The 21,970-nt window shown below is 65.7% G+C and carries 21 protein-coding genes; 10 read left to right on the forward strand and 11 right to left on the reverse strand.

Annotation, left to right across the window (positions count from 1 at the left end; translation table 11 throughout):
- The first annotated feature begins 74 nt into the window (after positions 1-74).
- The 8 genes from ACNJYD_RS24690 to ACNJYD_RS24725 are packed head-to-tail and all read left to right on the forward strand — an operon-like array spanning position 75 to position 9,049.
- Complete coding sequence (locus tag ACNJYD_RS24690) at positions 75-1,187, forward strand: NAD-dependent epimerase/dehydratase family protein (protein ID WP_439363599.1); 1,113 nt, start codon at positions 75-77, stop codon at positions 1,185-1,187.
- A complete protein-coding gene (locus tag ACNJYD_RS24695) occupies positions 1,187-2,248 on the forward strand; it encodes an NAD-dependent epimerase/dehydratase family protein (protein WP_439363600.1) in 1,062 nt (353 codons plus the stop codon). The genes ACNJYD_RS24690 and ACNJYD_RS24695 overlap by 1 nt, the downstream gene beginning before the upstream one ends.
- On the forward strand, positions 2,245-3,531 hold the full coding sequence (locus ACNJYD_RS24700; protein ID WP_439363601.1) for a TIGR04295 family B12-binding domain-containing radical SAM protein: 1,287 nt from the start codon (positions 2,245-2,247) through the stop codon (positions 3,529-3,531). Before ACNJYD_RS24695 ends, ACNJYD_RS24700 begins: the two co-directional genes overlap by 4 nt.
- A complete protein-coding gene (locus tag ACNJYD_RS24705; RefSeq protein WP_439363602.1) occupies positions 3,528-4,640 on the forward strand; it encodes a glycosyltransferase family 4 protein in 1,113 nt (370 codons plus the stop codon). Before ACNJYD_RS24700 ends, ACNJYD_RS24705 begins: the two co-directional genes overlap by 4 nt.
- Entirely contained in the window at positions 4,637-5,767 is a 1,131-nt protein-coding gene (locus ACNJYD_RS24710) for a CgeB family protein (RefSeq protein ID WP_439363603.1), read from the forward strand. Before ACNJYD_RS24705 ends, ACNJYD_RS24710 begins: the two co-directional genes overlap by 4 nt.
- A complete protein-coding gene (locus tag ACNJYD_RS24715; protein WP_439363604.1) occupies positions 5,764-6,852 on the forward strand; it encodes a CgeB family protein in 1,089 nt (362 codons plus the stop codon). The genes ACNJYD_RS24710 and ACNJYD_RS24715 overlap by 4 nt, the downstream gene beginning before the upstream one ends.
- Positions 6,849-7,973: a CgeB family protein gene (locus tag ACNJYD_RS24720; protein ID WP_439363605.1), complete on the forward strand. Its 1,125-nt coding sequence runs from the start codon at positions 6,849-6,851 to the stop codon at positions 7,971-7,973. Before ACNJYD_RS24715 ends, ACNJYD_RS24720 begins: the two co-directional genes overlap by 4 nt.
- 11 nt (positions 7,974-7,984) lie before the next feature.
- Positions 7,985-9,049, forward strand: coding sequence for a UDP-glucuronic acid decarboxylase family protein (locus tag ACNJYD_RS24725; RefSeq protein WP_439363606.1), 1,065 nt, complete (start codon positions 7,985-7,987; stop codon positions 9,047-9,049).
- 34 nt (positions 9,050-9,083) lie between these two features.
- On the opposite strand, the gene ACNJYD_RS24730 is transcribed toward ACNJYD_RS24725, so the two are convergent.
- Positions 9,084-10,148, reverse strand: coding sequence for a HoxN/HupN/NixA family nickel/cobalt transporter (locus ACNJYD_RS24730; protein ID WP_439363607.1), 1,065 nt, complete (start codon positions 10,146-10,148; stop codon positions 9,084-9,086).
- A 270-nt stretch (positions 10,149-10,418) separates the two neighbouring features.
- Here ACNJYD_RS24730 and ACNJYD_RS24735 point away from each other — a divergent pair, with 270 nt between their 5' ends.
- The gene (locus ACNJYD_RS24735; protein WP_439363608.1) at positions 10,419-10,622 is read left to right on the forward strand and encodes a hypothetical protein; all 204 of its coding nucleotides are present in this window, start codon (positions 10,419-10,421) and stop codon (positions 10,620-10,622) included.
- Positions 10,623-10,649: 27 nt separating this feature from the next.
- Here the strand turns inward: ACNJYD_RS24735 and ACNJYD_RS24740 are convergent, their stop codons facing one another.
- The 10 genes from ACNJYD_RS24740 to ACNJYD_RS24785 all read right to left on the reverse strand — a co-directional run bounded on the left by ACNJYD_RS24740 (position 10,650) and on the right by ACNJYD_RS24785 (position 19,808).
- Positions 10,650-11,651 carry a formate dehydrogenase subunit gamma gene (locus ACNJYD_RS24740; protein WP_212256719.1) on the reverse strand — a complete coding sequence of 334 codons (1,002 nt, stop codon included), beginning with the start codon at positions 11,649-11,651 and terminating at the stop codon, positions 10,650-10,652.
- A gap of 40 nt (positions 11,652-11,691) precedes the next feature.
- A complete protein-coding gene (gene fdh3B, locus ACNJYD_RS24745; protein WP_027571966.1) occupies positions 11,692-12,288 on the reverse strand; it encodes a formate dehydrogenase FDH3 subunit beta in 597 nt (198 codons plus the stop codon).
- Positions 12,289-12,301: 13 nt separating this feature from the next.
- Entirely contained in the window at positions 12,302-15,244 is a 2,943-nt protein-coding gene (locus ACNJYD_RS24750) for a formate dehydrogenase subunit alpha (protein ID WP_439363609.1), read from the reverse strand.
- A gap of 15 nt (positions 15,245-15,259) precedes the next feature.
- Positions 15,260-15,469 carry a twin-arginine translocation signal domain-containing protein gene (locus tag ACNJYD_RS24755; protein ID WP_439363610.1) on the reverse strand — a complete coding sequence of 70 codons (210 nt, stop codon included), beginning with the start codon at positions 15,467-15,469 and terminating at the stop codon, positions 15,260-15,262.
- A 29-nt stretch (positions 15,470-15,498) separates the two neighbouring features.
- Entirely contained in the window at positions 15,499-16,278 is a 780-nt protein-coding gene (locus tag ACNJYD_RS24760) for a molecular chaperone TorD family protein (protein ID WP_439363611.1), read from the reverse strand.
- Positions 16,279-16,407: 129 nt separating this feature from the next.
- A complete protein-coding gene (locus ACNJYD_RS24765; RefSeq protein WP_439363612.1) occupies positions 16,408-17,019 on the reverse strand; it encodes a DUF3306 domain-containing protein in 612 nt (203 codons plus the stop codon).
- Complete coding sequence (locus ACNJYD_RS24770; RefSeq protein WP_260383076.1) at positions 17,016-17,531, reverse strand: DUF3305 domain-containing protein; 516 nt, start codon at positions 17,529-17,531, stop codon at positions 17,016-17,018. The genes ACNJYD_RS24765 and ACNJYD_RS24770 overlap by 4 nt, the downstream gene beginning before the upstream one ends.
- Positions 17,528-18,535 carry a DUF6352 family protein gene (locus tag ACNJYD_RS24775; RefSeq protein WP_172784434.1) on the reverse strand — a complete coding sequence of 336 codons (1,008 nt, stop codon included), beginning with the start codon at positions 18,533-18,535 and terminating at the stop codon, positions 17,528-17,530. The genes ACNJYD_RS24770 and ACNJYD_RS24775 overlap by 4 nt, the downstream gene beginning before the upstream one ends.
- A complete protein-coding gene (locus ACNJYD_RS24780; RefSeq protein WP_172784433.1) occupies positions 18,532-19,071 on the reverse strand; it encodes a DUF6505 family protein in 540 nt (179 codons plus the stop codon). The genes ACNJYD_RS24775 and ACNJYD_RS24780 overlap by 4 nt, the downstream gene beginning before the upstream one ends.
- Positions 19,068-19,808 (reverse strand): biotin/lipoate--protein ligase family protein, encoded by a 741-nt coding sequence (locus ACNJYD_RS24785; protein WP_439363613.1) that lies wholly within the window; start codon positions 19,806-19,808, stop codon positions 19,068-19,070. The genes ACNJYD_RS24780 and ACNJYD_RS24785 overlap by 4 nt, the downstream gene beginning before the upstream one ends.
- Before the next feature lie 165 nt (positions 19,809-19,973).
- On the opposite strand from ACNJYD_RS24785, the gene ACNJYD_RS24790 reads away from it, so the two are divergent.
- On the forward strand, positions 19,974-21,944 hold the full coding sequence (locus tag ACNJYD_RS24790) for a 4Fe-4S binding protein (protein ID WP_439363614.1): 1,971 nt from the start codon (positions 19,974-19,976) through the stop codon (positions 21,942-21,944).
- The last annotated feature ends 26 nt before the right edge of the window (positions 21,945-21,970 follow it).

Here is a 21,970-nt window from a genome sequence, read left to right on the forward strand (position 1 = left end):
CCGAGCAAAGCGCGCTTCAACTCTCATCATCGGCCGGTCCGAACGGATCGGTCCCATGCGGCACGGAGCGGTGAATGACGCGAGTATTGATCACTGGGGGCGCGGGATTCATCGGTTCGCATACGGCGGACGTGCTGCTTGCGGCCGGCTACGAGGTCCGCCTTCTCGACAATCTCTCTCCACAGGTGCATGGCGGCAACCGTCAGCGTCCCGCCTATCTCGCCGACGACGCCGAGCTCGTGGTCGGCGACGTCACCGATGCCGCCACGGTCGAACAGGCCTTGCGCGGCGCCGACATGGTCCTGCATCTCGCCTCCGCCGTCGGCGTCGGCCAGAGCATGTACGACATCGAGCCCTATGTCAGGACGAACGAGCTTGGCACCGCCGTGCTGCTGCAGGCGCTCGCCAGGCGACCGGTCGCACGGCTGGTGGTGGCATCCTCGATGAGCATCTACGGCGAAGGCCTGTATCGTGATGCCGTTGGAAGCGTCGTCGCCGGCGACGAACGACCGATCGAGCAGCTTCGCAAGGGCGAGTGGGAATTGCGGGATCATGCAGGCCATGCGCTCGATCCCGTGCCCACCCCTGAGACCAAGCAGCCGTCGCTGAGCTCGATCTACGCCCTGAACAAATATGCGCAGGAGCGCATGTGCCTGATCACAGGCAAGGCCTACGGCATTCCGACCGTCGGCATGCGCTTCTTCAACGTGTTCGGTCCGCGGCAAGCGCTGTCGAATCCGTATACCGGCGTGCTGGCCATCTTCGCCGCGCGGCTGCTCAACGGCCGGCCGCCGCTCGTCTTCGAAGACGGCCTGCAGCGGCGCGATTTCGTCCACGTGCATGACGTCGCGCGCGCCTGCCGCATGGCGCTCGAATCCGACCATGCCCAGGACGTCTTCAACGTCGGCTCGGGTCAGAGCCGCACCATTCTGTCGGTGGCCGAGGATCTGGCGCAGGTGATGGGACGGCGCGAGATCGATCCCGAGATCACGCGAAAATACCGTGCCGGCGACATCCGACACTGCTTCGCCGATATCGGCAAATCACGCGACCTGCTCGGCTTCGAGCCGCATGTCGCGTTCAAGGACGGCCTTGAAGAGCTCGCCGGGTACCTCGCCGACCAGATCGCCGACGATCAGGCAGAACGGGCGACCCGTGAGCTGCTGCAACGAGGGTTGGTCGCGTGATGAGTGAGCAAGACAACAGGCCCGTCCTGGTCACCGGCGGCTGCGGCTTCATCGGCTGCAATCTCGCCGACCGTCTCGCCGAGCGGGGCGATCGCGTGCTGGTGCTGGACAATCTCGCCCGCGCCGGCGTGCGCGAGAACGCGCAATGGCTGAAATCCCGGCATGGCGACCGCGTCACGATCACTTTGGCCGATATCCGCGACCCCATTCCGGTGATCGACGCCGTGCGCGAAGCGCGGGCCGTGCTGCACCTCGCAGCCCAGGTCGCGGTGACCGACAGCGTCAGCGATCCCTCGGCCGACTTCGAGGTCAATGCGCGCGGCACGCTGAACGTGCTGGAAGCCGTTCGCCTGCACAACGCTTCGGCCCCGGTGATCTTTGCCTCGACCAACAAGGTCTATGGGCGCCTGATCGAGGACAGCGAGATCGCACTCACCGACCGACGCTACACGCCGGTCAATGATCTGCTCGCGGGGGGCATTTCGGAGAACGCGCCGCTGGATTTCTACAGCCCCTATGGCTGCTCCAAGGGGACCGCCGATCAATACGTGCACGACTATGCCCGGGTGTTCGGGCTGCAGACCGTGGTGATGCGCATGAGCTGCATCTACGGGCCGCGGCAATTCGGCACCGAGGATCAGGGCTGGATCGCGCACTTCCTGCTCAGCGCCATCAGCGGCAATCCGCTGACGATCTACGGCGACGGCAAGCAGGTCCGCGACGCGCTGCACGTGTCGGACGCGGTGAGCGCCTGGCTTAAGGCGCTCGACCACATCGCGCTGGCCCGCGGGCGCGTCTTCAATCTCGGCGGCGGTCCGGCGAATGCGGTCAGCCTGCTGGAGTTGATCGACCACATCACCGAGCTGACGGGCCGCAAGATCAGCTATCGCTTTGCGGACTGGCGACCGGGCGATCAGCCCTGGTACGTGACCGACACGCGCGCGCTCGCCGCCGCGCTCGGCTGGGCGCCGCAAATGCCCCTCGCCGACGGCCTGCGCTCACTCCACACCTGGCTCGACAGCCGCTTCGGATCACAGGACAGAAGCGAGGCCCTGGCATGACGCGGGTCGCCCTCATCAATCCCAACTGGGATTTTTCGGGCAGCATCTATTTTGGCTGCCGCTCGCCTCACCTGCCACTCGAGCTCGGCATCTCCGAGCATTATCTGAAGGTGGCGGGCCACAACACGCTGCTGCTCGATGCGCATATGTTCGATCTCTCCCTCCCTGAGATCGAGGCCGAGCTGCGCGCCTTTGGTCCCGACCAGATCGTCTTCACCACCGCACCGACCTATCTGTTCTGGCGCTGCGCGCCACCCGAGCTGCGCGTGCCCCAGCAGCTCGCAATCGCGGTGCGGGACCTCGCGCCGACCCTGATCGCGGTCGGCCCGCATGGCTCGACCACGCCGAAGACCGCCCTGAAGAAGCTCGGCGTCGACATCGTGGTGATGGGCGAGTGCGAGTCGTCGCTGCTGCGGCTCGCCAATGGCGAACGGGACTTTCCCGGCCTGTGCTTCGCCGACGGTGCTTCGCTCCGGGTCAATGACGGCCCACAGGTGGTCGCGTTCAACGATCAGCCCGTGCTCGAATGGCCGGGCGAGATGATCCGGCGTCACCATCACCATCATCACCGCTTCGAGGCCGAGCCGATGGCGCCGGGCGCCGAGGTGGAGGCCTCGCGCGGCTGCCCCTACAATTGCACATTCTGCGCCAAGGAGAATTTCCGCAACGCCTATCGGAAGCGGCCGCCCGCGATCATTCTCGACGAGATCGATCGTCTGCGCCGTCACGGCATCGAGTACGTCTACTTCATCGACGAGATCTTTCTTCCCAATCGCGAGCTCCTGGAGGGCCTGACGACGCGCGGGCTGAAGTTCGGCGTGCAGACGCGGATCGATTTGTGGAAGCCCGACATGCTCGCCCTACTCGGGCGCGCCGGCTGCGTCTCGATCGAAGCCGGCATCGAGAGCCTCACCGTGGAAGGGCGCGCGGCCCTGGCCAAGAACTGCAAGATGACGACGGATCAGCTCGCGGGCCGGCTGGTCGAAGCCCGCCGCCACGTCCCCTTCGTGCAGGCCAATCTGATCGAGGTGCCCGAGGACGACGATCCCGTCGTGCAGCGCTGGCGCCGCACCATGCAGGATGCCGGCGTCTGGGCCAACGATCCGGTGCCGCTCTATCCCTATCCCGGCTCGCCCGACTACCGGAAGCTCTGGGGCGAGCCCGACGATGTCGCCTGGGAGCGCGCGCACCGGCACTATCTCGCGATGTTCGACCAGTTCAGCGACGTGCAGAACGATCGCCCGGTCCCGCTCGACACCCTCGAACTCCAGGTGGCCTCATGAGCCGTGGCGCCGACATCAGGGTCATGATCACGACCGACACGGTCGGCGGCGTCTGGACCTATTCCTGCGCCCTCGCCGCCAGTCTCGCTGCGTCCGGGGCCGACGTCACGCTCGTGACGCTGGGCCCGCGGGCGCGTGTCGATCAGCGTCAGATGCTGCGTGAGACCAGTGTGCACCTGATCGAGACGGACCTCGCACTCGAATGGCAGGACCCGGAGGGGCGGAACGTCTCCGACGCAAGGCGCGTGCTTGCGAACCTCGAAGCCAGATTGGTGCCTGATGTCGTGCATCTGAACAGCTTTCGCGAGGCGACCTTTGCCTGGCACGCCCCGACCGTACTGGTGGCGCATTCCTGCGTGAACTCCTGGGCGCTCGCCTGCCACGATACGGCCTGGCTCGGCGAACCCAGATGGCGCCGCTACAGCGAGCGGGTCGCCGCGGCGCTCGACATCACGCAGGCCTGGGTCTGTCCGAGCCGGGCCTTCCACGACGACATCACCGCGATCTACCAGCCGCGATCGCGCGGCGCGGTGATCTGGAACGGAATTGCGCCACGCGCCCCTTCTGGACGAAAGCAGGGCGTGATTTTCGCGGCGGGACGGCTGTGGGATCGTGCCAAGAACATCGAAGCGCTCGCCACCGCCGCGCCCGGGCTGGATTGGCCGGTCGAGGTGGCCGGTCCTATCGACGCACGTCTGCCAGCTGACGTCACCTGGCTCGGAGAGCTGCCGCACGGTGCGCTGGAGGCGCGCTTGCAGCATGCAGCGATCTTCGTCAGCCCCGCACTCTATGAACCGTTCGGCCTTTCGGTGCTGGAAGCCGCTGCCGCGGGCTGCGCGCTGGTCCTCTCCGACATCCCGACGTTCCGGGAATTGTGGCGCGGCGCCGCCTTGTTCGTCGATCCCGCCGACAGCGTCGCGCTGCATCGGACACTGGCAGAGCTTTGCGCTGACGATAGGGGTCGAGCAAAGCTGCAGCGCGCTGCCTACGAGCAATCCCTGACCTATTCCTTGACGCGCATGACGAGCGCTTATCTCGGGCTCTACCAGGACCTGATCGCATCCAGCCGGACGAGCGCGGCGGCTAGCCAGATCGAGGTGCGCGCATGAAATGCGTCCTGTTCTACCATGCCTTCACCTCCTGCTGGAACAACGGCAACGCGCATTTCCTCCGTGGCTATGCGCGCGAGCTCCATGCGCTCGGACACGAGGTCGTCGTGTTCGAACCCATCGACGGCTGGAGCCGGCTGAACGCGATCCGCGAAGGCGGCAGTCATGCCATGGACGACATTCCCGTGCTCTTTTCCGGCATCGACATCCGCCGCTACGATACCGGCCTCGATCTCGCGCGGGCGCTTGACGGCGCCGATCTCGTCATCGTGCACGAATGGAATTCGCCCGACCTCATCGCGCAGATCGGGCGCAGGCGGGCGCAAGGCGCGTCCTTCACCCTGCTGTTTCACGACACCCATCACCGCGCGGTCAGCGCACCCGAGGAGCTTGCGCAATTCGATCTCGACGGATTCGATGGCGTGCTCGCTTTCGGCGAGGTGCTTCGGCAGATCTATCTGAAGCTCGGCTGGGCCGACCGGGTCTTCACCTGGCACGAGGCCGCCGATGTCGCGTTGTATCATCCGCTGCCGCAGGTCGAACGGACCGACGATCTGGTCTGGATCGGCAATTGGGGCGACGGCGAGCGCAGCGCCGAGCTGAATGAGTTCCTGGTCACGCCCGTGGCGGAGCTGAAGCTCCGCGCGAGCGTCCATGGCGTCCGTTACTCAGATGGCGCACTTCACACCATCAGGAGCGCAGGCATCCGCTATGGCGGCTGGCTGCCGGCGCATTGGGCTCCCGTCGCCTTCGCCGGTGCGCGCGCGACCATCCATGTGCCGCGCGGGCCTTACGTCGCCCTGCTTCCGGGCATCCCGACCATCCGCGTGTTCGAGGCGCTGGCCTGCGGCATTCCCCTGGTTTCAGCACCCTGGTCGGATGCGGAAGGCCTGTTCCCCGAGGGCGCTTATCTCAGCGTTGCCGATGGCGCGCAGATGAAGCAGGCGCTTCGTACTGTCATCGACGATCCGGAATTCTCTGCCGCGATGGTGGCGACCGGGCTGAAGGTCATCAGGGATCGTCATACCTGCCGCCACCGCGCCGAGCAGCTCATCGACATCGTCACCGACATCAGGGATTCGGGTCGTTCGGCACGGCCTCAGCACGACATCGGAGCCGTTGCATGAAGATCTGCTTCTTCGGATCCAGCCTCGTCTCGTCCTACTGGAATGGCGCCGCCACGTACTACCGCGGCATGCTGAAGGAGATCGCGGCGCTCGGCCACGAGGTCACCTTCTACGAACCCGACGCCTTCGAACGCCAGTCGCATCGCGACATCGAGGACCCGGATTGGGCCAGGGTGATCGTCTATCCCGCGACCGCGGACGGCTGGCGCCGCTCGCTCGACGACGCCGCACAATCGGCCGACATGCTGGTCAAGGCCAGCGGCGTCGGCGTCTTTGATCTCGAGCTGGAGAACGCCGTCGCCGAGCTGCCCTCGCGGCTGACGCGGATCTATTGGGACGTCGATGCTCCCGCCACGCTCGAGGCGATGGAAAGCGATCCGCAGCATCATCTGCGCCGCGCGATCCCGTGCTACGACATGGTCCTGACCTATGGCGGCGGCGAGCCCGTCGTATCCGCGTATCGATCTGTGGGCGCGCGGGACTGCGTGCCGATCTACAACGCGCTCGATCCGGCCACGCATTTTCCCTCGCCGTCCAATCCACGCTTCGCCTGCGATCTCAGCCTGCTGGCGAACCGCCTGCCCGACCGCGAGACGCGCGTCGAGCATTTCTTCCTCGACGTCGCGCGCCGCCTGCCTGAAAAGTCCTACGTGCTCGGCGGCTCCGGCTGGGACGACAAGGACGCCTCCGCCAATCTGCGCAAGGTCGGCCATGTCGGCACCGCCGACCACAACGCGTTTTTCGGCTCCGGGCTCGCCACGCTCAACGTCAATCGCGACAGCATGGCGCGCTACGGTTTCTCCCCGCCAACGCGTGTGTTCGAAGCGATCGGCGCCGGCGCCTGCCTGATCACCGACCAATGGGCCGGCATCGATCATTTCCTCGATCCCGGCCGCGAGGTGCTGGTCGCCGCTGACGGGGCCGAGGTGGCAGAGCACCTCGCCACGCTCAATCCGGAGCGAGCCCGGTCGATCGCCCGCCGTGCCCGCGCACGCATCCTCAGCCAGCACACCTATCGGCAGCGCGCCCGTCAGTTCAACGATCTCTTCGTCGCCAACAGCTCCCGAATCGAGGCAGCAGAATGAATCTCTCCATCGTCGTCATCGGTCTTTCGGTCACTTCGTCCTGGGGCAACGGTCATGCGACGACCTACCGCGCCCTGATCGAAGCGCTGGCGCGACGAGGTCACCGAGTCACGTTCCTGGAGCGGGACGTGCCCTGGTATCGGGATCACCGCGACCTGACCAAGCCCTCTGCCTGGACGGTCGAGTTGTACCAATCCTTAAAGGATGTTCCGCGCCAGTTCGGCAAGCTGATCCGCGACGCCGATCTGGTGATCATCGGCTCATACGTTCCTGACGGCATCGCGATCGCCGAATGGACCACGACCCACGCGAGGGGCGTCACGGCGTTCTACGACATCGACACGCCTGTCACACTGGCGCGGCTGGAGCAGGGACTCGACTATCTCTCGGCGGCAATGATCCCACGCTTCGATCTCTATCTCTCCTTCACCGGCGGACCGGTGCCCGGCATGATCGAGCAGAGCTACGGCAGTCCGCTCGCGCGCGTGCTTTATTGCAGCGCGGATGCGGAGATTTGCGGTCCGGACCAGGAGCAGCCGAAATGGGCGCTCGGCTATCTCGGGACCTACAGCGAGGACCGGCAGTCCGTTCTCGGCGAGCTGCTGCTTGCACCGGCGCACACGCTGCCGTCGGATCAATTCGTCGTCGCCGGCGCACAATATCCGGACGATATCGCCTGGCCCGCCAATGTCGCCCGGATCGAGCACCTCTCGCCCAAGCAACACCCGGAGTTCTACGCGGCGCAGCGTTTCACGCTGAACGCCACCCGCGCCGACATGAAGTCGCTGGGCTTCTCCCCGAGCGTCCGGCTGTTCGAAGCCGCCGCCTGCGGCACGCCCGTGATCTCGGACCGCTGGCCCGGGATCGAGACGATCTTCGCGCCGTCGAAGGAAATTTTGCTGGCAACCAGCCCGCGCGAGGTCGTCGAGATCCTGCGCGACATGCCGGAAGAGCAACGACGCACGATCGCCCATAACGCGCGGCAGCGGGTCCTCGCCGATCACACCCCCGACCATCGCGCGCGGCAGCTGGAGACCTATTACGCCGAGGCAGCCGCGCGGCGCCGCCGCAAGGCGGCGCCACTCCCCGTCGTTCGCCCCATGCAGGTCGCCCAACTCTGAAAGGCCACATCATGACGCTCCAGACCCGCATCCACGCGTCCCCCCGCTCGCCGACGGTTCTGGTCGCCGGCGGCGCCGGCTTCATCGGATCGCATCTCTGCGACGCGCTCCTGCAACGCGGCAGCATGGTGATCTGCCTGGACAATCTGTTCACGGGAACCACCGACAACATCCGGCCCCTGCTCAACCACCCGAATTTCCGCTTCATCGAGCATGACGTGCGCGATCGCATCGAGATCGAGGGCGAGATCGACCGGATCTACAGCCTCGCCTGTCCGGCCTCGCCCCGCCACTATCAAGTCGATCCGGTCGCGACGATGAAGACCTGTGTGCTCGGCTCGATCAACCTGCTCGAACTGGCGCGGCAGAAGGGCTCCCGGATCCTTCAGGCCTCAACCAGCGAGGTCTACGGCGACCCGGAGGTGCATCCGCAGCCGGAATCCTATCTCGGCAACGTCAATCCGATCGGGCCGCGGGCCTGCTACGACGAGGGCAAGCGCGCCGCGGAGACGCTGATGTTCGACTACCGGCGCATGCACGGGACGGAGATCAAGGTCGCGCGCATCTTCAACACCTACGGGCCGCGCATGCTCGAGAATGACGGCCGCGTCGTCTCCAACTTCATCGTGCAGGCGCTGCGCGGAGAGCCGATCACGATCTACGGCCAGGGCACGCAAACCCGCAGCTTCTGCTTCGTCGACGATCTGGTGCGGGGGCTACAGCTCCTGATGGAGAGCCACGCCTCGGTCAGCGGTCCGTGCAATCTCGGCAATCCGCACGAGGTCACGATCGAGGCGATCGCCCGTGAAGTGCTGGCGTTCACCGAATCGGCTTCCCCGCTGCGCTTCGAGCCCCTGCCGAAGGACGATCCCAGGCGACGCAAGCCCGTGATCGATGCCGCCGAGAAGATCCTGGGATGGCGTCCGAAGGTGGCACTGAAGGACGGGCTTCAAGCGACCATTGCCTATTTTGCGCTCCGCCTCGCCGGGGAACCGCCCACGCTCGTGCCGGCCATTGCCGCGCGCAGGACGCGCCAACTCGCACGCGGCCGGCTGACGATGTCCGAGCAGTCGTAAGACGTCGCTCGAACGGTCGCGTAGGTCGGGCAGCCTAGGCCGCCTCGGTCGCATCAGTGCATTCCAGGACTTTCGTGCCGGCGCGGCGCCGGCCGTTCGCAAACATGCGGCGATAGAGCACGACCGAGACGAGCCATGCGGCCGCGAACAGCGCGATCACGACAAAGCCGACATTGGCAAGCGACTCGTTGAGGTCCTCGACCAGCGCCCATGCGCCGCCGGAGAGGCCGAGCCGATCGCTGATCAGGCCGAGCGCCTCGATCCCACCGATGAACAGCGCGACCGCGACGGAGGCGCCGGTGATCGTGAGATTGTACCAGAGCTTGCGCAGGGGATCGACGAAGGCCCAGCGATAGGCGCTCACCATCAGTGCCGAATCGGCCGTGTCGACCAGCGCCATGCCTGCAGCGAACAGCGCGGGGAAAACCAGCACGTCGGCGAGCGAGGCACCGCGCGCGGCTTCGCTGGCGGAAATGCTGAGCAGGCTGATCTCGGTCGCGGTGTCGAAGCCGAGGCCGAACAGGAAGCCGAGCGGGTACATGTGCCACGGCTTCGTCACCAGGCGGAACATCGGGCCGAGCAGCCGCGCCAGGATGCCGCGACCGGCAAGCAGCGCATCGAGCTGCGCAGCGTCGTGAACGCCCTGCTCCCGCGCCGCGCGAAACGTCCGCCACAGGCCGGCGAAAATGACGAGATTGATCGCGGCAACCGCGAGCAGGAACAGCGCCGAGACCGAGGTGCCGATGAGACCGCCGACCTCCTTGAGCAGGCTGTCGCCGCCAAGGCTCACGACGCCCAGTGCCAGCAGCATGGTCGCCACCACGACCACGGTGGAATGGCCGAGCGCGAAATAGAGGCCGACGCTGCGCGGCGTCTCACCGGCATGCATCAGCTTGCGCACGACGTTGTCGATCGCGGCAATGTGGTCGGCATCGACGGCGTGGCGCAGGCCGAACACCCAGGCCAGCAACGCGGTCGCCATCACCGTCGGCCGCTCGCCGAACAGCGTGAAGGCCCAGGCCCACGCGGCGAGATTGGCGGTGACGAGCCCGCCGAGCAGCGCCACCGTTCCGGGCTCGACCGCCCGCAAAGTCCGCATCGCTGCTCGTTCCATTCGCCCGCCTTTACGGTATGAGGTTTATCAAAATCTCTCATACTGGCAAGAGCAAGAGCCGGACCAGTTGCGCGCTGACGACCTGACGAACCGACGGAATGGGAGCCAAATGGCTGGCCTGATGGAAGAATTCGGCTTCCAGAACAGGCTCTGTCTCCACACAAGTGGAACCGATCGTTGTGAAGCGGCTCACATCGGGTTTGACGATCCGGATGTATTCATCGTGCCGGGTGGAGATGGCAGACGGAGACGCGCATGAAACTCCTCATGCTCTCGCTTATTGCAGCCATGCTTCTCGCCGGTGCGGCCAACAGCGTGTTCAGGCCCCATGCCGTGCCTCATTTCGGTCAGCACGGCATGGCGTCCATTCAAGACATGCAGACAGGAAAGGCCGACCAGCTTCCCGAGCAGGAGCTGCAGGATCGCTCCGTCTTGTTTGCGAAAGAGCCGGCGCGGTAGGCCGGCGCGTCTGCGTCGAGGATCGCCCTATTCGGCCGCTGCGGTCGCGGGTTGCGGCTGCCCGTCGTTCGGTCCCGTTCGCGCCTTCTGCTCGTCGAGCCAGAGGCTATGGTGCTCGCGCGCCCAGTTGACGTCGACTTCGCCCGAGCCCATGGCCTCGAACGCGCCTTCCATGCCGATCGTGCCGATATAGATGTGCCCGATCATCGCCGCGACGAACAGGACCGCCACGATGGAGTGAACGATCTGGGCCATTTGCATGCCCTCGATCCCCGTGCCGTAGAACGGGAACATCAGGGCGTAGCCCGACGCTGCGACCAGTGCGCCGCCGATCACGACGATCCAGTAGATCATCTTCTGGCCGCCGTTGAAGCGGTAAGCCGGCGGATGGTCATGTCCGATCAGCCCGCCGCCGCGCTTGGCCCATTCGATATCCACCTTGTTCGGGATATTGCCGCCGATCCACATCAGGAAGATCAGGACGACGCCGAGAGTGAACGGGAAGCTCAGATAATTGTGCGCGTACTTGGCCCATTGCGACCATTCCGAGAACGCTTCGAAACCGATCAGCGGCAGCAAGAGCGGCCGGCCGAACGTGATGTTCAGCCCGGAAATGGCCAGCACGATGAAGCAGGTCGCCGTCAGCCAGTGCACGAACCGCTCGAAGGCGTTGAAGCGCACGATGGTGCGGCCCGACCGTCCGGCTTCGAGACGCACCATCCCGACGGTGAGATAGAAGATCACGACGGCCGCGATCGCGCCGAGGATCGCGATGCCGCCGATCCAGCGCAGCGTCACATTGCGGAATTCCCGCCATTCCCGTCCCTGCGGCTGCTCGAGCACGCCGGAGCGCTGATCGGGAATGCTGACGCGGCCCTGGATCCGGTTGAGCTCCTGCAGGAGCTGCTGCTCCTTGACCGAGCTCGCGGTCGGGTTGACCTGCTGAGCGCTCGCGGGCGCCATGTTCACCAGCAAAAGCAGCGCCCAGGCGCCGAGCGCCAGACGAACGAACCTTCCAAACGACGCCATCACGTCCTCCCCGGTCTTGCGCGCCCGTCAGCTGCCCACGTCAGGACTCGATTGTCTCGCGATATGCGGTCTTCCAGCCCCACGCACCCGAGCCGTAGCCGCGCTTCATGACGCGCTCCTTGTAAATCTGCGCGATGATCTCGCCGTCGCCGGCAAGCAAGGACTTGGTCGAGCACATCTCGGCACACAGCGGCAGCTTGCCTTCGGCCAGCCGGTTCGCACCGTATTTCTCGTATTCCTCCTTGCTGCCGTCGGCCTCCGGGCCGCCGGCGCAATAGGTGCATTTGTCCATCTTGCCGCGCGAGCCGAAGTTTCCGACCTTCGGATATTGCGGCGCGCCGAACGGACAGGCGTAGAAGCAATAGCCGCAACCGATGCAGAGGTCCTTGGAGTGCAGCACCACCGCATCGGCCGTGGTGTAGAAGCAGTTCACCGGACACACCGCCGCGCAGGGCGCGTCCGTGCAGTGCATGCAGGCCATCGAGATCGAGCGCTCGCCCGGCTTGCCGTCGTTGATGGTGACGACGCGCCGCCGGTTGATGCCCCAGGGCACCTCGTGCTCGTTCTTGCAGGCGGTGACGCAGGCGTTGCACTCGATGCAGCGATCAGCGTCGCAGAGAAATTTCATCCGAGCCATGTGCGTGCTCCTCTCAGGCTGCGACGATCTGACAAAGCGTGACCTTCGGCTCCTGCATGCCCGTTGCAGGATCGTAGCCGTAGCTCGTGATCGTGTTGGCGCTCTCGCCCAGCACGATCGGATCGGTGCCGGCGGGATAGTTCTTGCGCAGGTCGTTGCCGCCGAGCCAGCCGCCGAAATGGAACGGCATCCAGGCGACGCCCTTGCCGACGCGTTCGGTCACCAGCGCCTTCATCCGGGCACGGGAATTGTTCTCGGCGCCGCTCACCCAGACCCAGCCGCCGTCCTTGATGCCGCGATCGGCGGCATCGGCCGGGCTGATCTCGATGAACATGTCCTGCTGCAATTCGGCGAGCCACGGATTGGTGCGGGTTTCCTCGCCGCCGCCTTCGTATTCGACGAGACGCCCGGAGGACAGGATCAGCGGGAACTGCTTGGCGATCCCCTTCTCCACCGCCGCCTTCTGCACCGAGAAGCCGATGTTGGGCAGGCGGAACTGCTTGGCGTCGGGCAAGGTCGGATATTTCTCGACGAGGTCGACGCGCGGCGTGTAGATCGGCTCGCGATGCACCGGGATCGGGTCCGGCAGACCGAACGCATTCATACGCGCCTTGCCGTTACCGAACGGCACGCAGCCATGCTTCAGCGCGACGCGCTGGATGCCGCCGGAGAGGTCGAGCGCCCAGGACACCGCATCCGGATTGGCCGAGTTGACCCGCTGGATCGTCGCCATTTCAGCCTCGGTGAGATCCTTGTCCCAACCGAGCTTCTTCAGGCTTGCCAGCGTGAACTCGGGATAGCCGTCCTCGATCTCCGAGCCCTTGGAGAAGGACTTGTCGGCGAGCAGGCTCACCTTGCGCGTCGTGCCGTCCGGCAACTTCTCCTCGCGTTCGATGCCGAAGCGCGGGCGGAATGCGCCGCCGCCGTCCATGACGTGCAGATCGTTGTTGTAGAGCAGCGGCGAGCCGGGATGCTTCACCTCGGGCGCGCCCCAACACGGCCAAGGCAGGCCGTAATAATCGCCGCCGACTTCCGGATCGTCCTTGGGTGCGCGCATCGTCACCAGGTCGAACTTGTGCTGGTTCTTCATGTGCGCCTTGATGCGCTCCGGCGACTGGCCGCAATAACCGGTCGACCAGCTTCCACGGTTGATCTCGCGCAGCACGTCCTCGGCGACCGGGAGATTGTTCTCGACCTTGATGTTCTTGAACATCTTGTCGGCGAAGCCGAACTTCTTCGCCATCAAATAGATGATCTCGAGGTCGTCCTTGGATTCGAAGATCGGCTTGACGATCTGCTCGCCCCACTGCATCGAGCGGTTGGAGGCGACGCGCGATCCAGTGCACTCGAACTGCGTGGCCACGGGCAGGATATAGACGCCGTCCTTGCGCCCGGCCTCGACCGCCAGGGCCGCCCAGGTGGTCGGGTGCGGATCCGCGATCACCAGCAGTTCCAGCGCCTTCAGGCCCTTCAGCGATTCGGGAATGCGCGTGATGCTGTTGCTGGCGTGGCCTTGCACGAACACGGCCTTGACGTTGTCCTTCTGCGCGACGTCGGCCTTGGGCAACAGCGCGGCATCGAACCACCGCGTGAGCGGGATGCCTGGCGTCTCCATCTGCTTCTTCTCGTCGAAGCGGGAGACGAGATAGTCGTAATCGACCTCCCAGACCCGGGACCAGTGCTTCCAGGCGCCCTCCGCGAGGCCGTAGTAGAACGGCAACGTCACGATATCGAGGCCGACGTCGGTCGCGCCCTGCACGTTGTCATGGCCGCGCAGAATGTTGGCGCCGGCCCCGGACTTGCCGACGTTGCCCGTCATCAGCAGCGCGATGCAGCTCGCCCGCACGTTGGCGGTGCCGACCGTGTGCTGGGTCTGGCCCATGCACCAGATGATGGTCGCGGGCTTGACCGTGGCGAACGTCTTGGCGACGCGCTCGAGCTGCGCGGCGGGCACGCCGGTGACGCGCTCGACCTCCTGCGGATTCCATTTCTCGACCTCCTTGCGCAGGTCGTCGAAACCGTAGACGCGCTGGGCAATGAATTCCTTGTCCTCCCAGCCGTTCTTCAGGATGTGCCACATCATGCCGTAGAGCACGGGAATGTCGGTGCCGGGACGGATGCGGACATATTCGGTGGCATGTGCCGCGGTGCGCGTCAGACGCGGATCGAAGACGATGAAATTCGCCTTGTTGATCTCCTTGGATTCGAGCAGGTGCTGCATGCTGACGGGATGCGCTTCCGCCGCGTTGCTGCCGATGAACAGCATCGTCTTGGAGTTGCGCATGTCGTTGATGCTGTTCGTCATCGCGCCATAGCCCCAGGTATTGGCGACGCCGGTGACGGTGGTGGAGTGGCAAATCCGCGCCTGGTGATCGGTGTTGTTGGTGCCCCAGAACGCGCCGAACTTGCGGAACAGGTAGGCCCCTTCGTTGGTCATCTTGGCCGAGCCCAGCCAATAGACGGAATCGCTGCCCGACTTCTCGCGAACCTGCAGCAGCTTGTCGCCGATCTCGTTCACCGCCGTGTCCCACGACACGCGCGTCCACTGCCCGTTCACCAGCTTCATCGGATAGCGCAGGCGGCGATCGCTGTGCACGAGCTCGCGCACTGACGCGCCCTTGGCGCAATGCGAGCCGCGGTTGATCGGCGAATCCCAGCTCGGCTCCTGCCCAATCCAGACGCCGTTGAGCACTTCCGCCGTCACCGTGCAGCCCACGGCGCAATGGGTACAGATGCTCTTCTTGACGGTGGCGCCGGCCGCGAGCGGGCCGGCTGCGGCCGCCTCCGCCTTGCGCACGTTGCCGACCGGCATGGCCCCGAGCGCGGCGAGCGCGCCGCCGGCCAGGCCCGACTTGCGCAGGAATGTGCGGCGATCAAGTCCCCCGCCTTGGCCCGCAAGGGATTCGGCCACGGAACCTCGGCGATCGGAACGCTGGTGTGTTCGCTTGATAAGCACGGGCAGCCTCCCCTCTCAAGCCGGATAACGGTTGACGCGGTAGAACGTCTTGACGTGATCGGATTCCTTGTAGCGCGCCTTGCGCTTGTCATCGTTGGTTTCGCTGTCGGCCTGGGCAGGCCCGACCAAGGGCGTCGCAAGCGTCGCGCTGACACCGGCCGTGCCCAAGCCGACCTTGCGAAGGAAATCGCGGCGTCCGACCTTTGCTTTCGTCTCGTCACTCATCGCATCTCTCCCGGACCGAAGCGCCTCGGTCAGCTGGCGAATGTGAATGCTTCCGTCTCGATCTCGATGAAGGTGCGGCCGAGCGCACCGACTGCGCGATAGAAACGGGCATCTCCCGCGTTCTCCATGTCGGCGAACAGCCGCCCCATCCAGGGCGAAACATGCTTTTCGAAGAAGGCACGCTGCGCCCCGGGCGCGGCATCGAAGCGGCCATCGGCAAGACCCGACATGATCTCGCACAGGATGGCGGCGTGATCTTCGGGTTCGGAATTGTTGGCGATACGCTCGATGCCGAGCGTCATCAGGTCGCCGCGCAAGCGCGACAAGGGCCGTTCGTTGAGAAAGCCCGTGAGATAATAGGAGGCATAGGGCAGCAATTCGCCACGGCCGAGCCCGACGAACAGGTCGAAATATTCCCGCTCGACTTTGGCCGGGACGGCGCTCGAGGCGACGTCGGCGAGCGCCGCATGCGCGCGCCCGAGCGGCGTCGCGTCACCGCTCAACGCGGCGAGTTGGTCGAGCAGACGCTTCGACGGAGGCGCAGACAGCAGTACCGCCAGCAGCGCGTATTCGCGCGCGCGCGCCGCGTCGATGGGATCGACGAACTCGGCGGAGCCGGCTTGCTCGCCGTAAAGATCGGGCCGCAGATCGTTTCGGGAAACGCCGGTCGCCATCTCGACCGCAACCACCCGTTGTGCGGGCACACGGGTCCAGTTCGACACGGACGGCTGACTGATGCCTATTTTGCGTGCAAGCTGAGCGATGCCGCCCGCAGCATCGATCGCGCGATCAAGTCCGTCATCACGCACGTGGACCTCCCATCCAAGTCCCGTCTGCTTGATTATCGCTTTTGTTACAAAGCAGTAGGCAGCGTAATCTCGGTTCCAGCAACGGTCAATCGCCTGCCATAGCCTGTACCTATAGCCTTTGGTCGTGGTTCAGCGCGGCAGTGCACCGCCATGCGTGCGGGACCTGACGGGTTCCGCAGAAATCGCAGATGTTTCACCCACTGGCGGTTGCACTGCAGCAGCGATTGCCTGCTGCTCCGTCTCATCCGGCGGCTCAACGACATTGGCAGGAAGTCCCGCATCGGCCTGATGCGATTCCGCCGGAGAATTTCCCGTTTCGATCGATCCCTCGGCGAGAGACTGGGCCGCCTCCCGGACGCCGCCGACAATGCGATCGACCAGTGCTGCCAGCTCCTCCGAGGAGCAATCCAGCGGGCCAAAGCCCGGCATCGCCGTTGGGTCGTTGAAGTCCCATGCATTCTCCGCAAGCCCGACGAAGTCGCGAATCGCGGGATCGGTCGCCCAAGCGCGGCGAAGAGCCGCACGGCTCAAGTCGCGAGGAATCCCCTTGGCGAGGAAGGCCGTGATGTCGGTGGCGGCATTGATTTCGTCGATCGACGGCAGACTCGACAGATCGAGTTCCGTCTCGTCCTCTTTGGTTTCCGATGGCGACGCGGGCTGCGCCGCGGCAGGCTTCGCCGGCTCCGCTCGCGATTGCTGTTTGCGGCGGGACCAACGCGCAAGGAAGTCCTCCTCACTCATTCCTGTCCGCCTTCATGTTCGCGCCGCGCCAGCGCCTCCGGGTCGGCGCGGCGCCGCTTGCGCTTGACGAATTCCCGCTCGACATGGTGCTCGGCCACGAAGCTTTCAATCGCTTCGCGCAGCACCTCCGGCATCGGCGCGGCCTCGACGAGATTGTCGGCGGCTTCGGTATAGCCTTCGCCCTCGGCGGGATCGGCGGTCACTGCGGTGACGGCATAGGGCCAGGCGCCCTCCGAGGGTGACAGCACGATCCAAATGCTCGGACGGCCGGAGGCGAGATTGTCGCGATAGCGCGCCGTTTCCGACGGATAGAGATCGATCGTCGCGCTTCCGGCATAGAACAGGGTCGTGCCGTCCTGCTCGCGAAGCACGGTCCAGGGTTGCGTCGACGGCTCGTCCGGCAGGACGGCAATTCCGCGCCAGATGAAATCGACCCAAGGCGAGTCGGCCTTGCGCCGCTCGACCACGACGCCGACGGCAATCGAGAGGGACGGCAATGCCGCAGGGCTCATGTCGCCATCTCCCGGCGCTTCACCGGCAGCCCGGTCAGCAGATTCTGTGGCTTCATCCGGAGCTTCTGATCCGCCGTCATCGACAGGATCAGGTAGACCGGTTCATCCCCGACCTCGTCGAGGGCACGGCCGGAATCCGCAAACGTCAGCCGGAACAGCGCGAGCACACGATCGGCCTCGCGCTCGCCGAGCTCTTCGCCGTGCCACAGACGGTCGCCGAGCCTCGTGGCATCGGCATCGAGCCCGACATACCACGCCAGCTTTGCCTCGTGCAGCGCCCGTAGCGGCTCGATCACGACATCGATGCCGAGCAGATGGGCGACCCAGCGCGTCATCGCCTGCGCCAGCGCTACAGGTCCGCGGCCGTCCGCGGTCAGGTCGAGAGCCATGTCGAACTGATCGCTACGGTGCCAGTATTCCTCCGAATTCTCCTCGCCCAGCACCTCCACCACCGCATCGGTGGTGGCGCCCAGCATCGACATCAGCGAGAGCACCGGGGTCGGGCTCCGGCCGCCGACGACCTCCTCGTCGCCCAGCAACAAAGCGTGCTCATGCGGCAGGACGCGCTGGGTCCGGAAGAACAATTCGGCCGCGCGCAGCACGAACGGGTCGTCGCAGCCATCGAGCGCGTTGCGCAGGATGACGTGGACGAGCTGGTTGACGAACAGCGGCGGCAGATCGTTCGCCCCTGAGCGCACCCAGGCAAGATAGGCGGCTTCGAGCGTCGGATGCCGCAGCAGAAGATCGCGGAACGCCAGCACGAACTGCCAATTCTCCCGGGCATCCGCATCGAGGATCGCGGCGATCTCGGCGGCGCTGACCGCCTGGCGCGGGTCGGCGAGCAATTCGCGATGCAGCCGGCGTTCGACCGGGCACGCCTCGTCCGGCGGCATCAGCTCGGGACGGGCAAAATAGGCTTTGAGAAATTCGTCCGTGACACGCAGCCCGCCGCCCTCGTCTCGATCGAGCAGGTGATGACCACAGGCGATCCAGAAATCATTCATCTGTCGGTCGGCTCCCGGCCCAGATCCGCAAGCTTGAGATCGCCGTCCGGCTGGACGTCGTCCTCCATCTCCATGAACGAGAACGCCTTGCTATGCCCCTGCCCCTCCCGGAGCTGCAGCCGGCGGAACGACTCGCGGACCTCACCGTCGCTTGACGTGCGGTGCACTGCAATAAGCGAGCTGATGGGATGGCTGCAGAGCGACTGCGCGAAAGCGACCTCCTCTTCCGCGGCCGTTTTCGCCGCCGCCATGTCCGGCGCGCCGAAACGATCGACGAGTTGCCTCGCCAGGAGATCGACGAGGCCGTGGTAATCGTCTGCCGTCGCCGGGACGATCTGCGCCAGCGTCGACCAGCCCCAGGATTGTACCCCGAGGAAACCGCCGCGAAACGCCGCGCGTGCCTTGCCCTCGAGCTTCGCGCCATCGCAATCCCAGAAGCGGAAAGCGCCGGAGACGGCCCATTCGCCCGGCTCTGCCGCCACGTCGAACACGAAAGTGTCGGAGGGATCGAGCGCGATGGTACGCAGGAGCTTCACAGGCGCGGTCCTCCGAGGGCCGGATCGAGCCAGGACGGGGCCGCGAGCGCCCGGACGAGGTCGCTCCGTTCGATCCTCTCCGTCCCGATGCGGCGCGTCAGGAGGTCGCCGCGATCATCGATGCGCTGCATAGTCTGCCTTTCACGCGGCATCCGCGTGAGATAGTCGCGCGCGACACTGTCAAAGCCGTCGACCCGCCAGCCGTCCAGCGCCAGCATCAGGTGCCGGGCGAAGCTCTCCGTGATCTGCGCTGCGCCCGCCTCGCCAAAGCCTTCCTGGTCGAGCGCCGAGGCCAGCGGGTGGACGCCTGGATCATCATCGTTCATGGCAACCGTTCGTATCATGGCGCCGAACACCAGCCAGGGCGGCGGCGCGTCCTCGTCAGCTCCGGAAAGCCAGCCCAACCGTCCGCCGCCGACCAGCCCCCCGTCGATCCTGACCGCATCCGGCCAGCCGATCGTGATCGGCTTGCTCGGCGGCGCGTAGGCGCGAAGCGCATCCGTGAGCGCGACCATGCCGGCGTAGAACGCGCGCCGCGCGCTGCGCAACGGCTCGGCCGGCTCGAGCACCACGGCGAACTCGGCGAGGTCAAAGCGGCCGACATAGACGAGCGTTCCGGCGCCCCTCTCCGGTGCGATGCGGCATGCATGGGCAAAAGCGTCGCCGCTCTCGCGCAACCGCACCAATGTGAAAGGCGGCGGCAGGTGGATCGGTTCCGCCGCGGAAACATGGCTCACTGGGATCGACGGCAGGCCGTCCTCCGCTTTCCTTTTCTTCCCGATGGATAATGTCTATACGAGGCGAAGGGCCGGCGCGAGTCCGTCGTCGGCGTCCGAATGGGCGGAGGGTTTAACCTGGAGCAGCCGTCGAAGACCGTCCTGATCTGTTCGTGCGAAGACACGATGCCCCTCGACGTGGCTGCGATCCGGCGCGGATGCCCGAATTGTGAGGTCAAGAGCTTTCGCCACCTCTGCGGAGCGGAGCTCGAATCATTCCGCAAGATGGCCGCGACAGAAGGCGTGTTGACGGTCGCCTGCACGCAGCAGGCAGCGCAGTTTTCGGAGGAGGCCGGCGAGCGGCCTGACGCGATCAGCTTCGTCAATATCCGCGAAACCGCCGGCTGGTCGCGCGGCGGCGCGCGCGCCGGGCCAAAAATGGCTGCCCTGCTCGCATCCGCCGCCATCCCCGCCCCGGACTATCCGCTTGTCACCTTGTCGAGCGAGGGCGTCATCCTGATCTACGGGCGCGATGAGGCCGCGATCGAGGCCGGCCGCCTGCTTGCCGATCACCTCGACGTCACGGTGATGCTGAAGCAGCTCGATGACACAGTTCCGCCGGCGGCAACGGTGTTCCCGATCGTGAAGGGCACGATCCGCTCCGCGAAGGGACATTTCGGCGCGTTCGAGCTTGCAATCGACGACTATGCGCGTCCCCGCCCCTCCTCGCGCGATCGCTTCGTATTCGAACCGCCGCGAAGCGGCGTCACCTCGCGCTGCGATATCGTGCTCGATCTTTCCGGCGGTCCGCCACTGTTTCCCGCCCACGACCTGCGTGACGGCTATCTCCGCGCCGACGCGAAAGATCCCGCCGCGGTGCTGCGCGCCGTGCTGACCGCGCGCGATCTCGTCGGCAGCTTCGACAAGCCCAGATATGTCGAGGTTGCGCCTGCGCTTTGCGCCCATTCGCGCTCGAAGCGCACGGGCTGCCATCGCTGTCTCGATCTTTGCCCGACCGGGGCGATCACGCCGGTCGGCGATCATGTCGCCATCGATCCGAACATCTGCGCGGGCTGCGGCCAATGCGCGGCGGCCTGCCCCACCAGCGCGGTCTCCTACGCGCTGCCGCCCGCCGATACGCAGCTCCAGAGACTTCGCGCGATGCTGCTCGCCTATCGCGAGGCCGGTGGCGCGGATGCGGTGCTGCTCTTTCATGACAGCCCGCACGGCACGCCGCTGATCGACGCACTCGCGCGGCATGGCGACGGCCTGCCGGCAAACGTGCTTCCCTTTGCCGTCAACGAGCTCACGCAGGTGGGGCTGGAGGCGATCGTCGGCGCCTTCGCCTATGGCGTCTGCGCCGTGCGCTTCCTGCTCCGTGGCAAGCCGCGCCACGACGTGACCGGATTAACGCAGACGATCGCGATGGCGGATGCGATCCTCGGCGGCCTTGGATTTGCGGGCGTTCGCATCGCGACCGTCGAAACCGATGATCCCGACGCGCTCGGCCAGCATTTGACCGATATCGGCGCGCTCACTGCGGTCGCGACGCCGGCAACCTTCAAGACCGTCGGCAAGCGGCGCGATCTCTTGCGGTTCGCCCTGAGCGAGCTGCATCGGCTGGCGCCGCAGCCGGTCGACGTCATCGCGCTGCCGCAAGGTGCGCCGGTTGGCGCAATTGCCGTCGACACCGATGGCTGCACGCTGTGCCTCTCCTGCGTCTCGGCCTGCCCGACCGGCGCACTGCGCGACGATCCCGAGCGGCCGGTGCTGAAATTCGTCGAGGACGCCTGCGTGCAGTGCGGCCTGTGCCAGAGCACCTGTCCGGAAAAGGTCATCAGCCTCAAGCCGCAGATCGATTTCCGCGCGGCGCGCGCGGCCGCCGCTGTCATCAAGGAAGAGGAGCCCGCGCTCTGTGTCCGCTGCGGCACGCCCTTCGGCGTCAAGAGCACGATCGACCGCATCGCGGCCAAGCTCGAAGGCCGGCACTGGATGTACCCGGCCGGCGACAAGCGGATCGAGGCGCTCAGGATGTGCGCAGATTGCCGCGTCGTGGTCATGAGCGAACAGCAATTCGATCCGTTCAAGGGCGTTCCGGAACGAACGCCGCCGCGAACGACGGATGATTATCTCCGCGAACGCAACGGCAAGGACTAAACAAGACGAACAGACATCTTCGCAAG

Origin of the sequence: Bradyrhizobium sp. SPXBL-02 (assembly GCF_051853065.1) — a bacterium.
Lineage (GTDB): Bacteria > Pseudomonadota > Alphaproteobacteria > Rhizobiales > Xanthobacteraceae > Bradyrhizobium.

Coding starts and splice junctions, on each gene's coding strand:
- ACNJYD_RS24740 (WP_212256719.1), bottom strand. CDS start 11,651: ATGGCGTCGTTTGGAAGGTTCGTTCGTCTGGCGCTCGGCGCCTGGGCG.
- ACNJYD_RS24705 (WP_439363602.1), top strand. CDS start 3,528: ATGAGCCGTGGCGCCGACATCAGGGTCATGATCACGACCGACACGGTC.
- ACNJYD_RS24695 (WP_439363600.1), top strand. CDS start 1,187: ATGAGTGAGCAAGACAACAGGCCCGTCCTGGTCACCGGCGGCTGCGGC.
- ACNJYD_RS24730 (WP_439363607.1), bottom strand. CDS start 10,148: ATGCGGACTTTGCGGGCGGTCGAGCCCGGAACGGTGGCGCTGCTCGGC.
- ACNJYD_RS24700 (WP_439363601.1), top strand. CDS start 2,245: ATGACGCGGGTCGCCCTCATCAATCCCAACTGGGATTTTTCGGGCAGC.
- ACNJYD_RS24690 (WP_439363599.1), top strand. CDS start 75: ATGACGCGAGTATTGATCACTGGGGGCGCGGGATTCATCGGTTCGCAT.
- ACNJYD_RS24720 (WP_439363605.1), top strand. CDS start 6,849: ATGAATCTCTCCATCGTCGTCATCGGTCTTTCGGTCACTTCGTCCTGG.
- ACNJYD_RS24775 (WP_172784434.1), bottom strand. CDS start 18,535: ATGAATGATTTCTGGATCGCCTGTGGTCATCACCTGCTCGATCGAGAC.
- fdh3B (WP_027571966.1), bottom strand. CDS start 12,288: ATGGCTCGGATGAAATTTCTCTGCGACGCTGATCGCTGCATCGAGTGC.
- ACNJYD_RS24715 (WP_439363604.1), top strand. CDS start 5,764: ATGAAGATCTGCTTCTTCGGATCCAGCCTCGTCTCGTCCTACTGGAAT.
- ACNJYD_RS24770 (WP_260383076.1), bottom strand. CDS start 17,531: ATGAGCCCTGCGGCATTGCCGTCCCTCTCGATTGCCGTCGGCGTCGTG.
- ACNJYD_RS24725 (WP_439363606.1), top strand. CDS start 7,985: ATGACGCTCCAGACCCGCATCCACGCGTCCCCCCGCTCGCCGACGGTT.
- ACNJYD_RS24755 (WP_439363610.1), bottom strand. CDS start 15,469: ATGAGTGACGAGACGAAAGCAAAGGTCGGACGCCGCGATTTCCTTCGC.
- ACNJYD_RS24790 (WP_439363614.1), top strand. CDS start 19,974: ATGCCCCTCGACGTGGCTGCGATCCGGCGCGGATGCCCGAATTGTGAG.
- ACNJYD_RS24765 (WP_439363612.1), bottom strand. CDS start 17,019: ATGAGTGAGGAGGACTTCCTTGCGCGTTGGTCCCGCCGCAAACAGCAA.
- ACNJYD_RS24710 (WP_439363603.1), top strand. CDS start 4,637: ATGAAATGCGTCCTGTTCTACCATGCCTTCACCTCCTGCTGGAACAAC.
- ACNJYD_RS24735 (WP_439363608.1), top strand. CDS start 10,419: ATGAAACTCCTCATGCTCTCGCTTATTGCAGCCATGCTTCTCGCCGGT.